This window comes from Nonomuraea sp. NPDC049709 (assembly GCF_040674815.1).
Classification (GTDB): domain Bacteria; phylum Actinomycetota; class Actinomycetes; order Streptosporangiales; family Streptosporangiaceae; genus Nonomuraea.
The window spans coordinates 1-19345 of the sequence record NZ_JBFANM010000068.1; the positions used below are offsets into that span (position 1 = coordinate 1).

A 19345-nucleotide genomic window follows, 5' to 3' on the forward strand; every position below is an offset into this window, starting at 1 on the left:
CCCCGCTGCGCGAAGACCTTGAACCGGGTACCACTGTTACCGAACGCCCAGGACGGCGTCTCGATGTGCTGTGCCCTCAGGGCGGCCTTGATGTCCATGTCACTCCCGGGGCAGACGTGACGGCTCCCGCTCCGGCCCCACGGAGCGGGAGCCGGGGTGTCAGAAGTCGAAGTCGTCGATGTTGTCCTTGGTGAACACGAACGGGTCGCCGAGCAGGACGGTGCCGTCCTTGCCCACGGTGTACTCGCCGAGCTTGCCGGCGGTGAACTTCTCGCCCTCCTTGCCGGTGATCATGCCGGAGGCCAGCGCCCCGCCGGTGTAGGCGGCCAGGTAGCCCAGGTCGGAGGGGTTCCACAGGGCGAAGGACTTGACGGTGTCGTCCTTGATGTAGGCGCGCATCTGGTTGGGCGTGCCGAGGCCGGTGAGCTGGACCTTGCCCTTGTACTCCGAGCCGGACAGGTAGCGGGCCGCCGCGGCGACGCCGACCGTGGTGGGCGAGATGATGCCCTTGAGGTCCGGGTACTTGGCCAGCAGGCCCTGGGCCTCCTGGAAGGACTTCTGGTCGTCGTCGTCGCCGTACACGGTGGCGACCAGCTTCAGCTTGCTGTACTCGGGCTTGGCCAGCTCGGTCTTCATCATCTCGATCCAGGCGTTCTGGTTCGTCGCGTTCGCCGTGGCGGACAGGATCGCGATCTCGCCGCCGTCCGGGCCGACCGCCTCGCTGATCAGCTTGATCTGGGAGGCGGCGATGCCCTCGGCGCTGGCCTGGTTGATGAAGGCGTCGCGGCAGGTGGGGTTGGTGTCGGAGTCGTAGGTGACGACCTTGGCGCCGGCGGCGCGGGCCTCGCTGAGCGCGCCGCAGATGGCGTCCTTGTCGTTGGCCGAGACCACGATCACGTCGGTGCCCTGCTGGGAGAGCGTGTTGATGTAGGAGACCTGCGCCGACGGGCTGGCCTCGGACGGGCCGGTCTGGCTGTAGACGCCCTTGAACTCCGCGACCGCGACCTTGCCGCCCTTGTTGTCGGAGGCGTCGAAGTACGGGTTGTTCACCTGCTTGGGCAGGAAGGCGATCTTCAGCCCCTCCTTGATCGTCTTCGCGGCGGCACTGGCGCCTCCGGACGGCTGGGTCGCGGCCGGTTCCTCGGTGGCGCAACCCGTTACGGCGAGGCTGAGGGCGGTGAGCACGGCCAGGGCGATGGTCCGGCCTGCTCGACTTTTCGCTGCCATGATGATGTTTCCTTTCGTGGCCCGCGGCCGGGGGGTCAGGGGGTGACGGATCGCCGGCGGCGCATGCGCTCGCGCAGCATGCCGGCGACGTTGGGTCCCACAACGGAGACGATCAGCAGGGATCCGGTGATGATGGTCAGGGTGTTGGCCGGGACGTAGGCCAGTTGCAGGGCGTTGCGCAGGGTGCCGAGAAGGATGACCGCGGCGATGACGCCGATCAGCCGCCCCCGGCCGCCGAAGATGGACACACCGCCCAGCAGGACGGCCGCCACCACGGCGAGTTCGAGGCCCAGGCCGTTGTCGGCGCGGGCGCTGGCGTAGCGCAGCGTCCAGAACACCCCGGCCAGCGCCGACATCGCGCCGGTGGCCACGAACAGCCAGAACTTCGTGCGGGCGACGTTGATGCCGGTGAAGCGGGCGGCCTCGGCGTTGTTGCCCATGGCGTACAGGCCGCGGCCGATCGGGGTGGCGTGCAGGACGATCCCGAAGACGAGCGCCAGCGCGGCGACCACGAGGATCATCCACGGGATGGTCAGGCCGGGGATCGCGGCGATGGCACCCATGTTCCACTCCGGCGGGTAGTCGGCGACCGCGCGGTCGCCGAGGACGACGTAGGCCAGTCCCCGGTAGAGGGCGAGCGTGCCGATCGTCACGGCCAGGGACGGCAGCCCGAAGCCGGTGACGAACAGGCCGTTCACCGCGCCGAGCAACGCTCCCAGCAGGAGGCAGAGCACGATCATCAGCGGTAGCGACGTGACGCCCCACAACCACAGCTGGCCCATGACCGTGCAGGTCAGGCCGAGGATGCTGGCCACGGACAGGTCGATCTCGCCGGTGATGACGACGAGGGTCATGGGGAGCGCGATCAGCGCGATCGGGATGACCTCCAGCGTGACGAACCGCCAGAACCGCGGGCTGGCCACCCCCTCGACGCTGACCGTGCCCACCAGGACGACCAGGACCAGGGCGATGAGCAGGGCGGTGTCCCAGGAACCGGCGATCGACCGCATCCGCTCAGCCATGGCTGCTCCTTCCTCTCAGGGTCTGGGCGAGCCGGACGGCCAGCGCCCGGTCGAGGCCGATGGCGGCCAGGATGAGCGCGCCGACGGCGGCCCGCTGCCAGAACGGGCTCACGCCGAGGACCGGCAGCGCGCTGCCGATCGTGGTGAGCAGGACCGCGCCGAGCGCGGCGCCGTAGACCGAGCCGCTGCCGCCGAAGATGGCGACGCCCCCGACCACGACGGCCGCCACGACGTTCAGCTCGAAGCCGTTGCCGGCGTTGGCGTCCAGCGTGCCGAAGCGCGCCGCGTACATGACCCCGGCCAGCCCGGCGAGGGCGCCGCTGACGACGAACGCGGCGAACACCCGCCGCCCCACCGGGATGCCGGCCAGGCGGGCGGCGACCGGGCTGGAGCCGATCGCGTACATCTCCCGGCCGCTGCGGTAGGTGCGCAGGTAGTAGCCCGCCGCCACCAGCACCACGACGGCGAACAGCGTCAGCACGGGCACGCCCAGCACGGTCGCGCTGCCCATCCGCAGGAAGCCGGGCGGCATGTCGGCGGCGTTGATCTGCCGGCCGGTGGCCCAGGTGTAGTCGACGCCGCGGAAGACGTACAGGGTGCCGAGCGTCACCACGAGCGCCGGTACGCGGGCGGCGGCGATGAGCGCGCCGTTCACGGCCCCGCAGGCTGCACCGAGCAGCACTCCGACGGCGAGTGCCACCGGGATGGGCAGGCCGGGGTTCGCGACGAACAGGCTGCCCGTCGCGAACGCCGACAGGCCGAGGACCGACCCCACCGACAGATCCACGTTGCGGGTGATGACGACGATGCTCTGGCCGACCGCGAGGACCGCCAGGATGGTCGAGCCCAGGAGCAGGTCCTTGATGCCCTGCGCGGTCAGGAACCGCGGGTTGACCAGCACCGTCACCCCGACGAGCAGCGCCAGCGCGACGGCGATGCCCAGCTCCCTGATCACGAAGACGCGATGGACGAGCCTGGTGCCCTGTCCCGCGTCCGTGGCCGGCTCGGTCCGGACGGCCGTCATGCGGCACCGCCCTGTCCGGTGGCGGCGAGCATCACCGACTCCTCGTCGGCCCGGGCGCGGGGGATGTCGGCGACGAGGCGGCCCTCGTGCATCACCAGGACGCGGTCGGCCATGCCGAGCACCTCCGGCAGCTCGCTGGAGATCATCAGCACCGCGACGCCCTGCGCGGCCAGCTCGGACAGCAGCCGGTGCACCTCCGCCTTGGTGCCCACGTCGATGCCGCGGGTGGGCTCGTCGACGACGAGCACGCGCGGCTCGGTGGACAGCCACTTGGCCAGCACGACCTTCTGCTGGTTCCCGCCGGACAGGGCGGAGACCGGGTCGGTGAGCCGGGCGGTCTTGACCTGGAGGCGGCGGCTCCAGGTGTGCGCCGCGTCCCGCTCGGCGCCCCCGAACAGCAGGCCCAGGCTGCTGAGCGGCCACCGCCGCGCGAGGGTCGCGTTGCGCTCCACGGACAGCTCCATCACCAGGCCCTGCTGGCGGCGGTCCTCCGGCACCAGAGCCAGCCCGGCCGCGATGGCCGCCGGGGTGTCGCCGGGCGGCAGCGTCCTGCCCTCGACGAGGACCTGCCCGGCGTCGTAGCGGTCCACGCCGAAGACGGCGCGCGCCACCTCGCTGCGGCCGGCGCCGACCAGCCCCGCGAGGGCCACGATCTCGCCGCCGTGCACGGTGAAGGAGACGTCGTCGAAGACGCCGCGCCGGGTCAGGCCGCGCACCTCCAGCCGGGGTTCCCCCACGGTGGCATCCGTCTTGGGGTACAGCGAGGACACTTCGCGGCCGACCATCCGGCGCACCAGCTCCTCGACGGTGAGCTCGGAGGCCGGGTCGGTGGAGACCCAGCGGCCGTCGCGCATCACGGTGACGCGCCGGCAGAGCGCGAAGATCTCGTCGAAACGGTGGGAGATGAACAGCACCGCCGCGCCGTCGTCGCGCAGTGACCTGACGACCGTGAACAGCCGCTCGGCCTCCACACCCGACAACGCGGCGGTCGGCTCGTCCATGATCAGTATGCGCGCGTCGAACGCCAGCGCCTTGGCGATCTCGACGAGCTGCTGGTCCGCGATGGACAGGCCGCGCGCGGGCCGGTCGGGATCAAGGGAGACGCCCAATCTGCCGAACAGCGCCGCCGCCCTGGCGCGCATGGCCCCCGCGTCGATGCGGCGCAGGCTGCGCAACGGTTGCCGGCTCATGAAGATGTTCTCGGCCACGGACAGGTCGGGGAACAGCGTCGGCTCCTGGTAGATCACCGCGATGCCGGCGGCCTGGGCGTCGGCCGGGCCCGCGGGTGTCAGCTCCTTCCCGTCCACCGTCAGCGTGCCCGCATCGGCCGCATGGGCGCCGGACAAGATCTTCACCAGCGTGGACTTGCCGGCTCCGTTCTCCCCGACCAGGCCGTGCACCTCGCCGGCCCACAGGTCGAGCCGCACCCCGGCCAGCGCCTGGACGGCACCGAAGTATTTACTCACGTTCTGTAACGAAAGGATGGGAGCGGAGTCGCTCACGTGCCCTCCAACAATGGCTGGGCAAAACGTTTTAAGGCCACTGACCGTAAAAGGCGCCGCGCGACGTGTCAATAGGGGGCCAATCGGGAGTTACGCCCCCTCTGACCGCTCTCACGTGCGCAGTGACTCCCCCGTGCGACCGCATCACGTTTCCGTCTCATGTCGAACAGGGCGCGAGAGCGGGAGCGGCTCCTGGGAGGCCCACCGCCGCTCCCGGGCCGGGCCCGTCACCCGCTTCCCCGGCTCGACCTGGCCTTCCCCGAGCGCTTCCACGCCGGCGACCGAGCCCGCCCCCCAGCCGGCCTCTGGCCTGCGGACGGGGATGACATGCCTGGCCAGAGGCCTGATCACGATGGGTATCGTTACCCAAATCAACTGCGTGTCGATCAGCTGAGATGCTGCTCCTGCGAGAACCGTTGCCCAAATGCCCTCTTGACGACGTTTGCCGGAACGCTTACGTTAGCGACATCTTCGGGATGCTTAAATCGTTTTACGGTGAGAGGAGCATGCCGTCGCCTCGCTCCCCTCCCATCCGAGACAGGAGTGACCCGTGTCCTCATTACGTCGCCGGATTCGTGTATTAGCGGGGCTGGGAGTGGCGTTCACTCTCGTCCTCTCGCAGCCGCTCAACGCCCCGCCGGCGGTGGCCGCCGGTGGACGGTCCGCCGCCGAGGTCGTCGACCTGCGGGTGGACGGCCGGCGCGACCAGCCCCTCGGCATCGACAACCCCACCCCCTTGCTGAGCTGGCGCATGACGCGGACCCGGCAGACCGCGTACCAGATCCAGGTGGCCGCGAGCGAGAGCGATCTCAGGCGCGGACGGCTGATCTGGGACTCCGGCAAGGTGAGCTCCGCCGTCCAGTCCGGCGTCCGCTACGGCGGGCGGTCTCTGGCGTCGCGGGAGAAGGTCAGCTGGCACGTACGTGTCTGGGACGCGGGCAGGCAGCCGTCGGGCTGGAGCAGGCCGTCGTCCTGGGAGATGGGCCTGCTGCGGCAGAGCGACTGGGGGCCGGCGCGCTGGATCGAGTACCCCGGCCGCACCGAGGGCCAGCCCATGCCGATCTTCGCCCGCGCCTTCGACCTCGACCGCGGGAAGCGCGTGGCCGGCGCCCGCCTCTACCTCTCCGGCGTCGGGCTGCACCTGCCGACCCTCAACGGGCGCAAGCTCAGCGACGAGGTGCTCGCCCCCGGCAACTCCAACTACCAGCTCTCCAGCGAGTACCGCACCTACGACGTCACCGACGACCTGCGGGCCGGGGCCAACACCCTCGGCGTCCGGCTCGGCAACGGCCCCGCCTACGTACGGCGCAGCGTCACCAACCCGGCCGTCGGCCGGACCGCGCCCTACTCCTGGTGGCAGAGCCAGCTCAAGGGCAGCGGCACCCTGACCGCCGACGCCCCGCCCGGCGCCACCGCCGTGGCACTGGACAACGTCACCGGCTACCACGTCGGCGGCACGATCAACATCGACACCGGCGACGGCGGCGACAACCTCGAGTCCCGTACGATCACCGCGATCGGCAGCACCGAGATCACCTTCACGCCCGGCCTGTCCAAGCCGCACTCCACCGGCGCGACGGTCACCGGCTCCGGCAACAACATCGCCGCGAGCGACGCGAGCGCCGGCGCCGCCGTGACGCCCCGCCTGATCGCCCGCCTGGAGATCACCTACACCAACGCCTCGACGGACGTCATCGTCTCCGACCGCGGCTGGCGCACCGCCCTGGGCGCCCTGGTGACCGACGCCTGGTACTCGGGCTCCGACTACGACGCCCGCCGCGAGCAGCCGGGCTGGGACTCCCCCGGCGCCGACCTGTCCCCCACCGCCAAGCGGCGCGACGGCTCGGCCATGGCCTGGGTGGACGCCGGCATCGCGCCACCGCCGAACCTCGCCACCCAGCTTGTCGCCCGCACGGCCGAGCCGGTGAAGGCCGTCGAGACCTTCACCCCCGTCTCCGTGACCAGCCCGGCCTCGGGCGTCTGGGTGTTCGACCTGGGCCAGAACATCACCGGCTGGCCGCAGCTGAACCTCAAGGGCAGGGTGCCCGGCGGCGTCACCGTCCGCATGTCCCCCGCCGAGTCCCTCGCCCCCGACGGCACCGTGGACCAGGCGTCGCTGATGGGCGGCGGCGGCAACCGGGGCCGCGACCTGTTCAACACCTACACCACCGCCGGCCTCCCCGGCGGCGAGAGCTGGCACCCGGACTTCAACTACTTCGGGATGCAGTGGATCCAGCTCACCGGCCTGCCCGAGGGGTACACGCCCCCCAAGGACCTGGTCAAGGGCATCCGGCTGCAGGCCGACACGCCCGTCGCGGGCCGGGTGACCACCTCCGACGCCCGCGTCAACCGCATCCACACCATGGCCCGGTACTCCTTCGCCGCCAACATCATGTCGGTGTTCACCGACTGCCCGGGTCGCGAGAAGCTGTCCTACCCGGCCGACTACACGATGCCGATGGGCGCCATCCACCGTAACCACGACCTCGCCGCGTACCTGAAGACCACGATGCGGCACCTCGTCGAGGGCCAGTCGATGGCCGAGACGCCGATGCGCGGCAACGTGGCGCTGAAGACCCCCGTCTACGACTGGGGCTACAGCGGGCGCTTCGGCGACGAGATCAACTGGGGCAACGCCATCATCCTCGTCCCGTCCCTGCTGTACGAGCTCTACGGCGATACCGAGACGATGGCCCGCTACTACGACCAGATGGTCGAGTTCGCCGACTACATCCAGCGCCAGAAGGTGGGTACCGGCGACAACGCGCACATCGTCGACGCCGCCCTCGCCGACTGGGTGGCCGCCGACCAGACCTCGGGCCGGATCACCGGCACCTGGGGTTACTACGTCATGATCACCAAGCTGGCCAAGATGGCCGAGCTGACCGGCCACGCCGACGACGCCGCCCGCTACCAGGCGCTGGCCACCGACATCAAGAACGCCTTCAACGCCCGCTTCTACAACCAGCAGCTCCGCCGCTACACCACCGACGGGAACGCCGGGACCGTGGGCGCGACCCAGACGGCCCAGGCGCTCGCCCTCGACGCCGGGCTCGTCCCCGACGGCGAGCGGCAGGCGGTCCTCGACGCGCTCGTCGAGCTCGTGTACGCCTTCCACCCCAACGGGGACGGCCCGCACTTCAGCGGCGGCACCATCGGCATGGGCCCGACCGTCCGGGCGCTCTCCGACGGCGGCAGGGACGACGTCCTGTGGGACCTGCTGCAGGAGAACGACCAGCCCAGCTACGGCTTCTTCATGGAATCCACCACCGCCAACCCCGGCGGCATGACCACCATCGGCGAGCGCTGGAACCGCGGGGACTCCAAGAACCACATGATCCTCGCCCAGATCGAGGAGTGGTTCCACACCGGCCTGGCCGGCATCCGCGAGGCCGACGACTCGATCGCCTACCGCCAACTCGTCATCCACCCCAAGCCGGTCGGCGACCTCACCTTCGTCAAGGGCAGCTACGAGACGCCGCAGGGCACCGTCCGGTCCGAATGGACCAAGTCGGAGCGCCGGTTCACGCTGACGGTCGACGTGCCCGCGAACACCACCGCCGAGATCTGGGTCCCGGCCAAGGACCGACGCCTCGTCACGGCCCCGCACCAGGCCACGTTCCTGCGCATGGACGGCGGCCACGCCGTCTACGGGGTCGACTCCGGCTCCTTCACGTTCAGGGCGGCGGCGGGCTGACCCCATGAAACCGGTCCCCGCCCGTCTTGACGGGCGGGACCGGACGACGGCGGCTCCGCCAGGGTCACGGCCGGCGGCCGTGGGAATGGCGGCTACGGGGCGCGTACCAGGCCCACTCCGCGGTCGGCGACGTCCACGCCGGAGGCCAGCGGGCTCACGGCGGCCGAGGCCAGCAGGCGGGCCATGACGGTGGACGACGTCGCCGGCAGCGGCGACTTCATCACGTCCTCCCACCACAGTGCCGTCACGCCAGCGACGTGCGGCGTGGCCATGCTCGTCCCGCTCAGGGCCCGCAGGCCGCCCCCGACCCGCGCGGAGAGCACGCCGACCCCAGGCGCGCTGATCTGCGGGAAGGTGTTGGAGAAGGGAGCGATGACCAGGCCGTTGCCCGTGGACGACTGCGCCAGCGCGCCGACCGCGACGACGCCCTCCGCGGCCGCGGGCAGCGACACGGCGATCTCGAAGTCGGGGTGCGTCTGACGCTCGCTCTCGTTACCCGCCGCGGCCACGACGATCGTGCCGGGGCCGATCGCCTCGCGGGCGGCGACCATCTGCATCAGCGCGTCGAAGAGCCTCAGGTTGGCCCGGTACGCCTCCAGCGCCAGCGAGGTCGCGAACCTCGGCTGCCGTCCCATGTCGACCAGCCGCTGGACCATGCCGGGGAAGTCGAACCCCAGGGACATCGAGACCACCTGGGCGCCCTGCTGGAGCGCCCACTGCATCCCCCGCAGCAGCCCCTCGGTGTCGCCGCTCCCGTCGTCGGCCAGGACCTTGCCGATCAGCGCCCGGGTCACGCCGGGCGCGACGCCGATGCGCGTGCCGTCGACGGCCCGGCCGAAGACCGTGCCGGCGCAGTGCGTGCCGTGGCCCTGCTTGTCGCCCAGGCCCGAGCCGCTGAAGTCCTCCTGGATGAGGGTCACGCCGGTGAAGGCGGGATGGGTGCCGTCGATGCCGGTGTCCAGGACGGCCACGATGACGTCCGCCCCCGTACGCGTCGAGACGTCGGCGCCCACCGCCTGGACGCCCCACGTGGCCGCGGCGGCCGCCGCCGCCGCCGACGCCTGCCCGTCGGCGCCCTCCTCGAACGGCTGGATGAGCGCCGTCGGCATGACCGGCGCCACCGCGCGCACCTCCGGGTCGCGGGCCACGTCGCGCAGCTCGCGTTTGCCGAGTTCGACCACCTCCACGTGCGGTTCGCTGCCGGCGAAGACCGGAGGCGGCCCGGCAGGCCGCGTCGATTCGAAAGGACTGGCCGTACGCACGCCGCTCATGTCGCGCAGCACGCTGTATCTCTCGCCCACTGGCACTACTCCCGATGTCCGCCGTCCCGTGGGACGGGTCACTGCCGTTCCGGCTCCATCGGGTCAGTGCCCGCGTGCGCCTCCGCTCGTGCCCAAGCCACGATGGGGATACGGCCAAGAGAGCACCCGTCCGGGCGGCGGTCACCGGAGAACCGACGGCTGCCGGCGTACCTCTTCCTCCTGCGTCGCCTGCAGCCCGCGCGCGAGGTGCTGCTGCAGCTCGATGTGCCGGAACTGGTAGTACGGTCCCTCGGTGCGCAGCAGGCCGAGGCGATGCGCGTCGTCCAGGAAGTTCATCGCCCGCAGGGGCAGCCTCCCCTTGGTGGCCAGGCGGGGAACCGTCAGGCTGTAGGCCAGCCAGGCGTGGTGGCTGCCCAGCACGAGCCCGAACAGCAGCCCCAGCAACAGCCCGCCCGCGAGCGCGACGCTCCCGTCGAGCTTGGCCTCCAGTCCGATGCCCGCGGCCATGAGCCCCACCACGAGCCCGCTGATGATCCGGATCACCGTCAGGTTCCGGTCCGCCCGCCAGGTCGAGCGCGGGGATCTCGCGGTCGCGGTGGTGGTCGGGTGCTCGACCCAGTGGATCAGGCTGAGCACGACGATGAAGCCGACGCCGGACATCCAGCCGATGTCCCTCGCGGCCTCCAGACCGTTCGTCCCTCCGACCGTCCTGCCCATGAGCCAGCCGATGAGCGCTCCCAGGGCTCCGACGAAGAGCCCTGCCCCAATGACCCGGGCCAGCTCGGAGAGCCTGCCGCGCAGCCGGAAGTCGGCATGGCCGGGCGCCTCGGTGAACCAGGACCCGGTCACGGCGATGATCACGAGCGCCGCCACCAGCCCCAGCCCCGCTCCGACGAAGTACAGCTTCGTCACGATCGTGAAGACCAGCCCGACCAGGACCCCGATCCCGAGTCCGGTCCACAGCCGCACCGTGCGGTTCGGCGTGTGGCGGGCCAGGCGCCACCAGGCCATGTCGCGCGGGTCCTCCTCGTCCAGCGTGAGCTCGTGGCACAGGTAGGTGAGCCAGCGGACGACCTGCTCCGGAGTCCACGCGTGTTGCGGCCGGAAGGGCTGTGCCGGGCCGTGGGCCGGTGGGCGCGTGCTCACCAGGGCGGGGATGAGCTGGTCGCACAAGTGGTCGTGCAGCTCGGCCGCGCTGCCGCGTCCCAGCTCCAGCAGCGGTTCCGGGTTCACCCGCGGCGCGATGTACGTGGCGCGGACCAGCCAGAGCCCCAGGGAGGTCGAGGTGACCTCGGCCAGGGCCGGGGCGCCGCCCGTGCGCAGCGCCTCCAGCACCCGGGGCCAGACGGGATGGGGCACCGGGGGCAGGCACGCGTGCAGGTAGTCGGCGGCCGCGGCCGGGCCCATGCGCTGGGGCTCGATGACCGCCGCCGCCGTCAGGACGTCGCCCATCTCCTCGACGGAATCGGCGAACTGCGCCGTGCGGCAGGTGAGGATGAGCTGGTCGTTCTCGCACATCGAGCGGTTCAGCGCGGCGAGCATGTCGGCGCGGGCGTGGTCGGGCAGCTCGTCCAGCCCGTCGATGACCGGCAGCACCTCGCCGCGGGCCACCAGGGTCTCCGGGATGTCGGGACCGAGCCCTTCGGCGCGGAGCGCCGGATAGTCCATCGCCAGGCTCTTGGCCAGCCAGTCCTGCAGGCGCGGGTGGACGCGGTCGTCCCAGCGTGCGGCCGACAGCAGCACCGGGACGGGCTCCTCCGGCCGCCGCGTGCGCAGGAGTTCGAGCACCAGCTGCACGGCCAGGGTGGTCTTCCCCGTGCCAGGGTCGCCCAGGATGACCAGCCGGCGGCAGTGCAGGGTGCGGAAATTGCGTGCCATGTCCTCGACGTGCACGTCCAGGCCGGGGAAGGCGACGGTGCCCTTGGCGATGATCTCGGGATGGTCGGCGAGCTCGCGCCGTTCGGTCGAACGCCAGGCCAGCGGCATGGGCTCCGGATCGCACAGCGAGCGCATGACCGTCTCCTGGCGCCACTGCTCGGTCACCAGGCCGGCGAGGATGTCCTTCGCGGTGCCGATGCCGGCGGACGTCGGCGCCGGCGTGGGCGCACTGCGCTTGCGCCACCAGGACAGGAACTGATGGCCCAGCGCTATCGCGCCGCTGGCCATGGAGATGTACGAGCCGATCGCGGCCGCGCTCCCCGGTTCTCCTGGCACATTCTTGGCCACCCAGAAGAACGCGAGGGCCAGGCCCAGAAACAGAACGCCCAGCGCGGCCGACGCGCCTGCTTTGCGATTCTGTCGCCAGTATTTCATTCCCATATAATCAGTATCCACATCTTCCACGCCAGAGTGGGATTAAAGACCATATGTAGGGGTCGATCAATCGGCAAAACCTGCCGCGCCATTCAGGCGGGCGTCAATCGTGCGGCAGTTCTTCGGCAACTTCCCGGGCGGGTGAACGACCGTTGACCGCCCCGCCGCGGCGAGCCGGCCCCGGCTCCCGGGGACGACGAGGTTACCGTCGGTGACCAGCATGAACCGCTCCAGGAGCGGCACGACCACGTGCACGGCGGTGACCCCGCCGGGGAGGGCGCACACCGTACGGCAGTAGACCGAGCCGCCCCGCGCCCCTACCATCGCGGCCACCTTGCGCAGCTGGTCGCCGGGAGCCCCGGCCGCACCAGCGGCCCGGGGGAAGGGGACCACGCGCGCCTGTCGCAGGGCACCGGTGAGATCGAACCGCCCGCACGCGTGCAGGGTGGGGTGCGCCGCCAGCGCGGACGGCTCACCGCGCGCCCGCACACCGGGATCCGGCAGGCGCTCGCCCAGGGTGGTCTGCACGAGCTCGGCGAGGCAGCGCCAGGCGGCGTAGGCCGGGTCCAGCGAGGTCCCGGCACCGCGCCGGTGCGGACGGCGGGAGGTGGGGGCGGTGTAGGCCAGCATGGTCGGGACCCCGATGTCACTGGTGATGTCCAGCAGGTGCACCGTTGACCCGGTCAGCTCTTCCGCCGTGGCGTGCGCCCGCGCGAGGTCGCCGGGAAGCGTCCACGGGTCGATCAGCGCGGGCCGCAGCGGCTCCCCGCCCAGGAAGGCCCGCACCAGGAGCAGCGACAGGGCGTCGCGCTCGACGGCCTCGTTGAGGGCGTGCAGCAGCGCCTCGGCCGGCGTGACGCCGACGGCCGAGCCGCTGTTGCAGCTGTAACGCATCAGGTGGGCGTAGTCGCAGTCGTCGCCCGCCAGCTCGCGCAGCGCGGCGGAGCCGGTCTCGACGTACCAGGGGGCGGACAGGAACATCGGCATCAGCGCCTCCCCGGGCCCGGAGAGCGCGCGATAGCGCAGGCAGGCCATCCGCCGGCCGGACATCCGCGACAGCAGCAGCGCGCAGGCGTCGTCGCGCAGCGGCCCGGCGGCGATCGCGGCCGGCGCGGCCGGCTCCACGGCTCCTGGGTCGAATCCGGCGGGGCCGGTCAGGTAGTGCTCGACGGCTTCGAACAGCGCCCCCAGGCGGGCCTCCTCCGGCCGGCCCTTCCCCATCCCGCACGCGAGCGGAAAGTCGTCCTGCGCGCCGCCGAACAACCGGCACCACCAGGCGGTCGGATCACGGCCCCCGCCCGTGTCCTCCAGCCGGGCCCGCAGCCCCAGCGCGGCCAGTGCCGCCGCCGCCCGCCTTCCGGCCTCGGCAGGCGGCACCGCCCGCTCCACCGCGCCGAACACCCGGCCAGCCTCTTCCGGGCCGGGCGGCCCGCACGGCGTACGGAGACGCGACATGGTTACTGTTCGTCATCACCGGTCATCGTGGGCGACAGTTCCTCCAGCCGCTCGAGCTCGGCCCGGGTCAGCTGTTGGGCCCGCCTGTCCAGCGACTCGACGGAGACAAAGTCCACGTTTCTCCCCATGAGACTCCCCCTTCGCTTTCCTCATCCAGCCTAGCCCCGGCCCGGCAAAATATCGGAAAAGATACCGCGAATTATGCGAAGACAGTTGCAAAGCGAACAAGCTCCGCCGAAGGGTCAATTCACCGCCAACTAATCCGCGACCGCTGGACGACGCCTCGCCGCGACATGCATATTTAATGTGACATGTCCCTGTATGCGAGAGAATCACCGGGAACTCTGAAGCGGCAGACTGTTATGGATATATCTGCAGAAGTCCGGGAAAACAGGGTCGAACACACCAAGGCCGCCGCCGTACGGTATCGCTGGAGCGGCTCCGAGCGCGACGAGGCCGGGCGGAGGCGCGAGCGGGGAGAGGCGTTCCCCGACACGCCGGAGATGCTCGCCACCCGCACCGCCCGCCTCATCCAGCGCAACGGCATCCCCGTCGAGGCGGCACTGGAGGCCACCCGGCCCGACGTCCTCGACCGTCCCAGGATGTACGAGCGCATCCTCGGGGTGGCCAAGGACCTGCAGGCGTGGAGCTTCCTGCCCCGGGGCGCGCGGGCCGCGCGGACCGTCGCCCGGATCTCCGTCTGCGAGAACGGCCGCGAGATCCCGATCGGCACCGGCTTCCTGGTGTCGCCGAGACTGATGCTGACCAACCACCACGTGTTCCCCGACGTCACGGTGGCGCGCTCGGCCATCGTGGAGTTCGACGCCCAGGTGACCGTCGACAACGCCCCCGACGTGGCCCGGCGGTTCTTCCTCGAGCCCGATGCCCTCTTCGTCGCCGACCACGACCTCGACTTCGCCCTGGTCCTGGTGAGCCCCGGCGCCGACGGCCGGCCCGTGGGCGAGACGTTCGGCTGGAACCGGCTCAGCGTCCAGCGGGGCAAGCTGGTCATCGGGGAGCCGGTCAACATCATCGGCCACCCCAGCGGCCGGCTCAAGGAGATCTCCATCCGCGAGAACCGGCTGGAGGCCCGGCTGGACGACTTCCTCCAGTACCAGACCGACACCGAGCCCGGCAGCTCCGGCTCCCCGGTCTTCAACGACCAGTGGGAGGTGACGGCGCTGCACCACAGCGGCGTCCCCAGAACGGACGACCAGGGCCGGATCCTGCGGCACGACGGGCAGGTGTGGCGCGAGGGGGACGGCGACGACGCCGTGGACTGGGTCTCCAACGAGGGCGTGCGCATCAGCGTCATCCTCAAGCACCTCGCCGCGCTGCCGCTCGACGGGGACCGGCGGGCGCTCCTGGCCGAGATGGGACGCGAGTCCGGACTCCAGGACCGCCCCCTGGACGGGCTCCAGGACCGTCCCTCGGATGGCCTCCAGGACCGTCCCTCGGATGGCCTCCAGGACCAGCACCCGGACGGGCTCCTGACCGGACCCCAGGCCGAGCCACAGATCGGACCCCAAGCCGGGCCTCAGGACGGGCCCCAAGCCGGGCCTCAGGACGGGCCCCAAGCCGGGCCTCAGACCGGACCCCAAGCCGGGCCCCAGGACGGGCCCCAGGGCGGCGCCGCCGCGCGAACGGCCGCCGCCGGCCTGGTGCCGCCCCCTGCCCCCTCGGCTGACGGGATTCCCGTCGAGACGGGCGCCCAGGCGAGCGCCGGGCCGCTGCAGGCCGGCGTGCCCGGTGCCGGGCTGGTGTCCCGGCCGACCGCGTTCGGCGGATCCGTACACCTGGTCTTCCTCCATGGCCGCGGCCAGCAGGGACACGATCCCGAGCGACTGCGCCGCTACTGGACCGCCGGGCTGAACGGCGGCCTCACCCGCGCGGGGCTGGACACCATCACGCCGGACGACGTCTGGTTCCCCTTCTACGCGCCCCGGCTCGTCCAGGCCATGGGAGCGCTGGAGACCCTGCCCACCTTCGCCCGGGAGGCCCTCGGCGATCCCGTGGAGGCTGCCGCGCCGCAGCCCGGCGGCGCGCGCCGGCTGTACGAGCAGCTGATCACCGAGGCGGCGGCCCGGACCGGCATGCCCGAGCCGCGGCCGGTCGGGGAGGAAGGGCTGAGCGATGCCGTGCACCAGGCGTTGAGCTGGCTGGCCGACACCACCGACCTGGACCGGCTGCTCATCGCCGCGATCTTCGGGGATGTCGCCGCCTACCTCGACGACCAGCGGGTACGGGAGGCGGTGCTGGACTGCGTCCTCCAGACGATGCCGCGTACCGGCCGGTTGGCGCTGGTCACCCACAGCCTGGGCACGATCGTCGGCATGGACCTGCTCACCCGGCTGCCCCCGGAGGTCGAGGTCGAACTGCTCGTCACGACCGGCAGCCCGCTCGGCCTGGACAGCGTCCATGAGCGCCTGCTGTCCGGCGGGCCCCACCGTCCCGGCCGGGTGGCCCGCTGGTTCAACGTCTGGTGCCCCATCGACCCGGTCGCCATCGGCTGTCCCCTGGGCGACCACTGGGAGGGGGAGCTGGCCGAAACGCCCGTCGCCAACCCGGCGGGCCGGGCCCACGACATCGAGGAGTATCTCGCCCACCCCGAGGTCGCCCAGGTGATCGGTGGCACGCTCACCTCTCCGGCCCCGGTGTGACAGCGGCGGGACGGACGGTGGCCGGCGTCGCCGAGGACCGGCGCTTCGTGCTAGTCCGGAGGGCTGCTGGAGCGGAGGCGGTCTTCGAGGGTCTCGACCAGGCCGGCGATCACGCCCTCGGGTGAGGGGCTGTAGTGCGGGACGGCCCACCGGGTGATGCTGGCGTCGATCACCGTGGGCCGGCCCGAGCTCAGCGCCGCGCGGAAGGCGTGCTCGAACTCCTCGAGCGTCTCCACGCGGTGGCCGTCGGCGCCGCACGCCCGCGCGTAGGCCGCGAAGTCGGGGTTGTCGAACTCGACGAGCCCGCTCTCCAGGTACGTCGAAAGCTGGTAGAGCTTGATCAGCTTGAACTCCCCGTCGTTGAAGATGACCCAGATGACGGGGATGTCGTGTTCGACGGCCGTCATCAGCTCGAAGCCGGACAGGGAGTAGCACCCGTCGCCACAGCCGACGACGACCGTCCGCTCCGGTTGCGCGACCTTCACCCCGATCGCGCCGTTGACGTGCCCGGCCATCGGCCCGAACGAGCCGGCCTTGCGGAAGTTCTGGCCCTCCTCCACGTCGACGTAGTAGCCGAGCCACGCCAGATGCGCCCCGGCGTCGGCGAGCAGCACGCCGCGCTCCGGGAGCATGCGCCCGATCGCCTGCGCGAGCTCGCCCGGGTGGATCCTCCCGGTCACGTGGGTGATGTGCCTGGTCTCGTAGTCCCTGCCCTCGACCTCGGCGGGCGGCACCTCGCCCACCTTCCCCTCCAGCGCGTCGGCGATGGCCGCCACCGCCGGGCGCGCGTCGGACAGCAGCGCGTGGTCAGGCTTGTACGCCTTGCGGAACTCGGTCTCCGAGATGTTCACGTGGATGAGCAGCTTGCCGTCGAACAGGTCCTCGCGGTAGTTGAACGTGGCGTGCTGGTTGAGGGAGTTCCCGACGCACAACACGACGTCGGCCTCGCGGAAGGCCTTCCAGGCGGCGGCGTGACCGCTGTCGGCGAAGACGCCCACCGACAGCGGGTGCCGTTCCGAGACGATGCCCTTGCCGTCGAGCGTGGTCAGCAGCGGGATCCGGAAGCGTTCGATCAACCGCTTGAGCTCCGGGCCCGCGCCGCTGCGGACGGCGCCGAACCCGGCGAGCGCGACGACGCGCCGACCCTGGGTGATGGCCTCGGCCAGCACCGACGCGATCTCCTCCACGCGGGCCGGGTCGGGCAGGACCGGCGCGACGTCGAGGCGGACGGGCCGGACGTTCGCCACCTCGACGCCGCGTTCCGTCAGGTCCAGGGGCACGTGGATGTGCACCGGCCCCGGCCGCCCCGCGAAGGCGAGGTTGACCGCCTCCTCCAGCACGTCGCACGTGTCCGCGGCATCCTCCAGCAGGAAGGACTTCTTGGTCGTGGCCGCGAACATGGCCTGCGAGTCGGGTGTCCCGTTCAGGCCCGAGGTCTCGTTGAGCGAGCCCCATCCCTGCCATTTCCTGGGCGCGTACCCCGAGACGGCGAGGACCGGGTAGGAGTCGGACATCGCCATGGCCAGGCCGGAGAACAGGTTGAACGCCCCCGGCCCGGCCGTGGCGAAGCAGAAGCCGAGCTCGCCGGTGTACATCGCGTACCCGCACGCCATGAACGACGCCGCCTGCTCGTGCCGGGTGATGATCGGCCGGATCCGCGGCGAGTGCTTCAGCGCCAGCATCAGGCCGGCCGCGTTCTCCCCCGCGCCGCCGAAGGCGGCCCGCACGCCGACGTCTTCCAGCCCTTTGACGATGGCCTGGTAAACCTTCATGTCGCCCTCCTCGGCCGACCGGATGGAGCGCGCGGCTACGCGTGCCACCGCTCGGCGTGCTGTACGTGCGCGTCGGTCGTCCCGTCGGCGAAGAACCGCTCGTAGTACTCCGGCTCGACGTGGTGTGCCTGCAGCCAGATGCCGGGCACGTGGATGGCGTCGGTGTGCGCGGGGAACCGTCCGTGCGTGTCGTGGATGTACGTGCAGATGTCCCGTACGCACTCGATCACCGGCCGGTCGTACTCGCCCGCCTCGGCCAGGTAACGACGTCCGTAGTCGCCCTTGTAGATGCGGGCGAAGGTGCTCTCGTCGCTGTAGACGCCGCCCGGGCCGAACTTCGCCCGCACGACGCTTTCGACGGCGGCCGCCATCGAGGGGTGGTAGGGCGGGCAGGCGGCCTTGATGAGGTGTTCCCCGCCGGCCCGGAGGCCGACCGGGTGCGAGCGCAGCGCGGCGTACTTCGGCAGTGGAACGTGCCAGCGCAGCACGTCGGCGAGGCGGAAGCGCGGCGTGACGAAGTCGAAGCCGAGCATCCGGCCGTAAGCGCGGGAGAACTTCGGGTCGCCGAGCATGATCTGCGGGTGGATCGTGGCGTGGATCCAGGCGCCGAGGCCCATGGCGTCCGCGGTCAGCATCAGGTTCTGCAGGAGCAGGTCGGCCTCGACCTGGGTGCGCATCGGGCCCAGGGCCCCGAGCGGCAGCTTGAGGTCCCGGTTCAGGAACCGGTTCCTGATCCATTTGCGCACGCCCGCCGGGCGGTAGAAGTTGCGGTCGTCGACGAGGACCGGCCGGGCTCCCTCTGGCTGGGTGAGCAGGTACATCAGCCCGTTGATGTACTGGTGGGACAGATCCACCACGGGCAGGAAGAGCGTGGTGCCGGGGAGGTTGGACAGGAAGCGGTTGGAGTCCAGGTAGGCCGGGAAGTCCCGCAGGCCGTCGCCGACGTCGAGCCGGTGGGGCAGGACCCGCACTTTCGCCTGGCGGGCCCGCTCGACCAGGGTGCCGGCGTCGAAGGGCAGGTCCGGGGAGGGCGGCAGCTTCCTCAGGTAGTAGGTGCCGGTGTCGTTGATCATGAAGAAGTGGGTGCCCTGGGCGTTGTCGGGGCTGCCCGCCGTACGACCGGCCATGGTGAGGTTCGGCTTGGCCATGATGGGCTCGCCGTCGCGCGGGTCCTCGAACGGCCGGTCCGGCATGGTGAGGCCGGAACAGCCGGTGAGCGCGATGAGCACCGCCTCCTCCAACTCCGTCAGCGGCATCGGCGGGTGCGGCGAGCGGTAGCTCATCGAACCGGCCGGGACGGACGCGCCCCGGCTGACCCGGTGCGTCCGCCGCTTCCAGATGGTCTCCAGCAGGGGCCGCGACATGAGCTCCCGCAGCCCGTCCTGCCTGGTCGCCGGTTTCATGTGCATGG

At 71.4% G+C, this 19345-nt stretch carries 12 protein-coding genes; 2 read left to right on the forward strand and 10 right to left on the reverse strand.

Annotated elements, in window-relative coordinates:
* Positions 1-159 precede the first annotated feature (159 nt).
* The 4 genes from rhaS to AB0J69_RS46120 are packed head-to-tail and all read right to left on the reverse strand — an operon-like array spanning position 160 to position 4739.
* Complete coding sequence (rhaS, locus tag AB0J69_RS46105) at positions 160-1227, reverse strand: rhamnose ABC transporter substrate-binding protein (RefSeq protein ID WP_364131922.1); 1068 nt, start codon at positions 1225-1227, stop codon at positions 160-162.
* Positions 1228-1262: 35 nt separating this feature from the next.
* Positions 1263-2249, reverse strand: coding sequence for an ABC transporter permease (locus AB0J69_RS46110; RefSeq protein WP_364131923.1), 987 nt, complete (start codon positions 2247-2249; stop codon positions 1263-1265).
* Positions 2242-3273 carry an ABC transporter permease gene (locus AB0J69_RS46115; protein WP_364131925.1) on the reverse strand — a complete coding sequence of 344 codons (1032 nt, stop codon included), beginning with the start codon at positions 3271-3273 and terminating at the stop codon, positions 2242-2244. Before AB0J69_RS46115 ends, AB0J69_RS46110 begins: the two co-directional genes overlap by 8 nt.
* The gene (locus AB0J69_RS46120; RefSeq protein ID WP_364131926.1) at positions 3270-4739 is read right to left on the reverse strand and encodes a sugar ABC transporter ATP-binding protein; all 1470 of its coding nucleotides are present in this window, start codon (positions 4737-4739) and stop codon (positions 3270-3272) included. Before AB0J69_RS46120 ends, AB0J69_RS46115 begins: the two co-directional genes overlap by 4 nt.
* A 631-nt stretch (positions 4740-5370) precedes the next feature.
* Between AB0J69_RS46120 and AB0J69_RS46125 the strand changes: the two genes are divergently transcribed.
* The gene (locus tag AB0J69_RS46125) at positions 5371-8472 is read left to right on the forward strand and encodes a family 78 glycoside hydrolase catalytic domain (protein ID WP_364131927.1); all 3102 of its coding nucleotides are present in this window, start codon (positions 5371-5373) and stop codon (positions 8470-8472) included.
* Positions 8473-8564: 92 nt separating this feature from the next.
* Here AB0J69_RS46125 and AB0J69_RS46130 read toward each other — a convergent pair whose 3' ends face one another.
* The 4 genes from AB0J69_RS46130 to AB0J69_RS46145 form a co-directional block, all read right to left on the reverse strand.
* Positions 8565-9773: a S8 family serine peptidase gene (locus AB0J69_RS46130; RefSeq protein ID WP_364131928.1), complete on the reverse strand. Its 1209-nt coding sequence runs from the start codon at positions 9771-9773 to the stop codon at positions 8565-8567.
* Positions 9774-9914: 141 nt separating this feature from the next.
* Complete coding sequence (locus AB0J69_RS46135; RefSeq protein ID WP_364131930.1) at positions 9915-12047, reverse strand: NACHT domain-containing protein; 2133 nt, start codon at positions 12045-12047, stop codon at positions 9915-9917.
* A gap of 66 nt (positions 12048-12113) precedes the next feature.
* Entirely contained in the window at positions 12114-13502 is a 1389-nt protein-coding gene (locus AB0J69_RS46140; RefSeq protein ID WP_364131932.1) for a YcaO-like family protein, read from the reverse strand.
* Positions 13503-13504: 2 nt separating this feature from the next.
* Positions 13505-13630 (reverse strand): hypothetical protein, encoded by a 126-nt coding sequence (locus tag AB0J69_RS46145; protein WP_364131933.1) that lies wholly within the window; start codon positions 13628-13630, stop codon positions 13505-13507.
* A 234-nt stretch (positions 13631-13864) separates the two neighbouring features.
* On the opposite strand from AB0J69_RS46145, the gene AB0J69_RS46150 reads away from it, so the two are divergent.
* Positions 13865-16162: a trypsin-like peptidase domain-containing protein gene (locus AB0J69_RS46150; protein ID WP_364131934.1), complete on the forward strand. Its 2298-nt coding sequence runs from the start codon at positions 13865-13867 to the stop codon at positions 16160-16162.
* 50 nt (positions 16163-16212) lie between these two features.
* Here AB0J69_RS46150 and AB0J69_RS46155 read toward each other — a convergent pair whose 3' ends face one another.
* Together AB0J69_RS46155 and AB0J69_RS46160 are read right to left on the reverse strand one after the other, a co-directional pair.
* The gene (locus AB0J69_RS46155; protein ID WP_364131935.1) at positions 16213-17934 is read right to left on the reverse strand and encodes a thiamine pyrophosphate-binding protein; all 1722 of its coding nucleotides are present in this window, start codon (positions 17932-17934) and stop codon (positions 16213-16215) included.
* Between the two features lie 35 nt (positions 17935-17969).
* The gene (locus tag AB0J69_RS46160) at positions 17970-19343 is read right to left on the reverse strand and encodes a hypothetical protein (protein ID WP_364131936.1); all 1374 of its coding nucleotides are present in this window, start codon (positions 19341-19343) and stop codon (positions 17970-17972) included.
* Between the last annotated feature and the right edge of the window lie 2 nt (positions 19344-19345).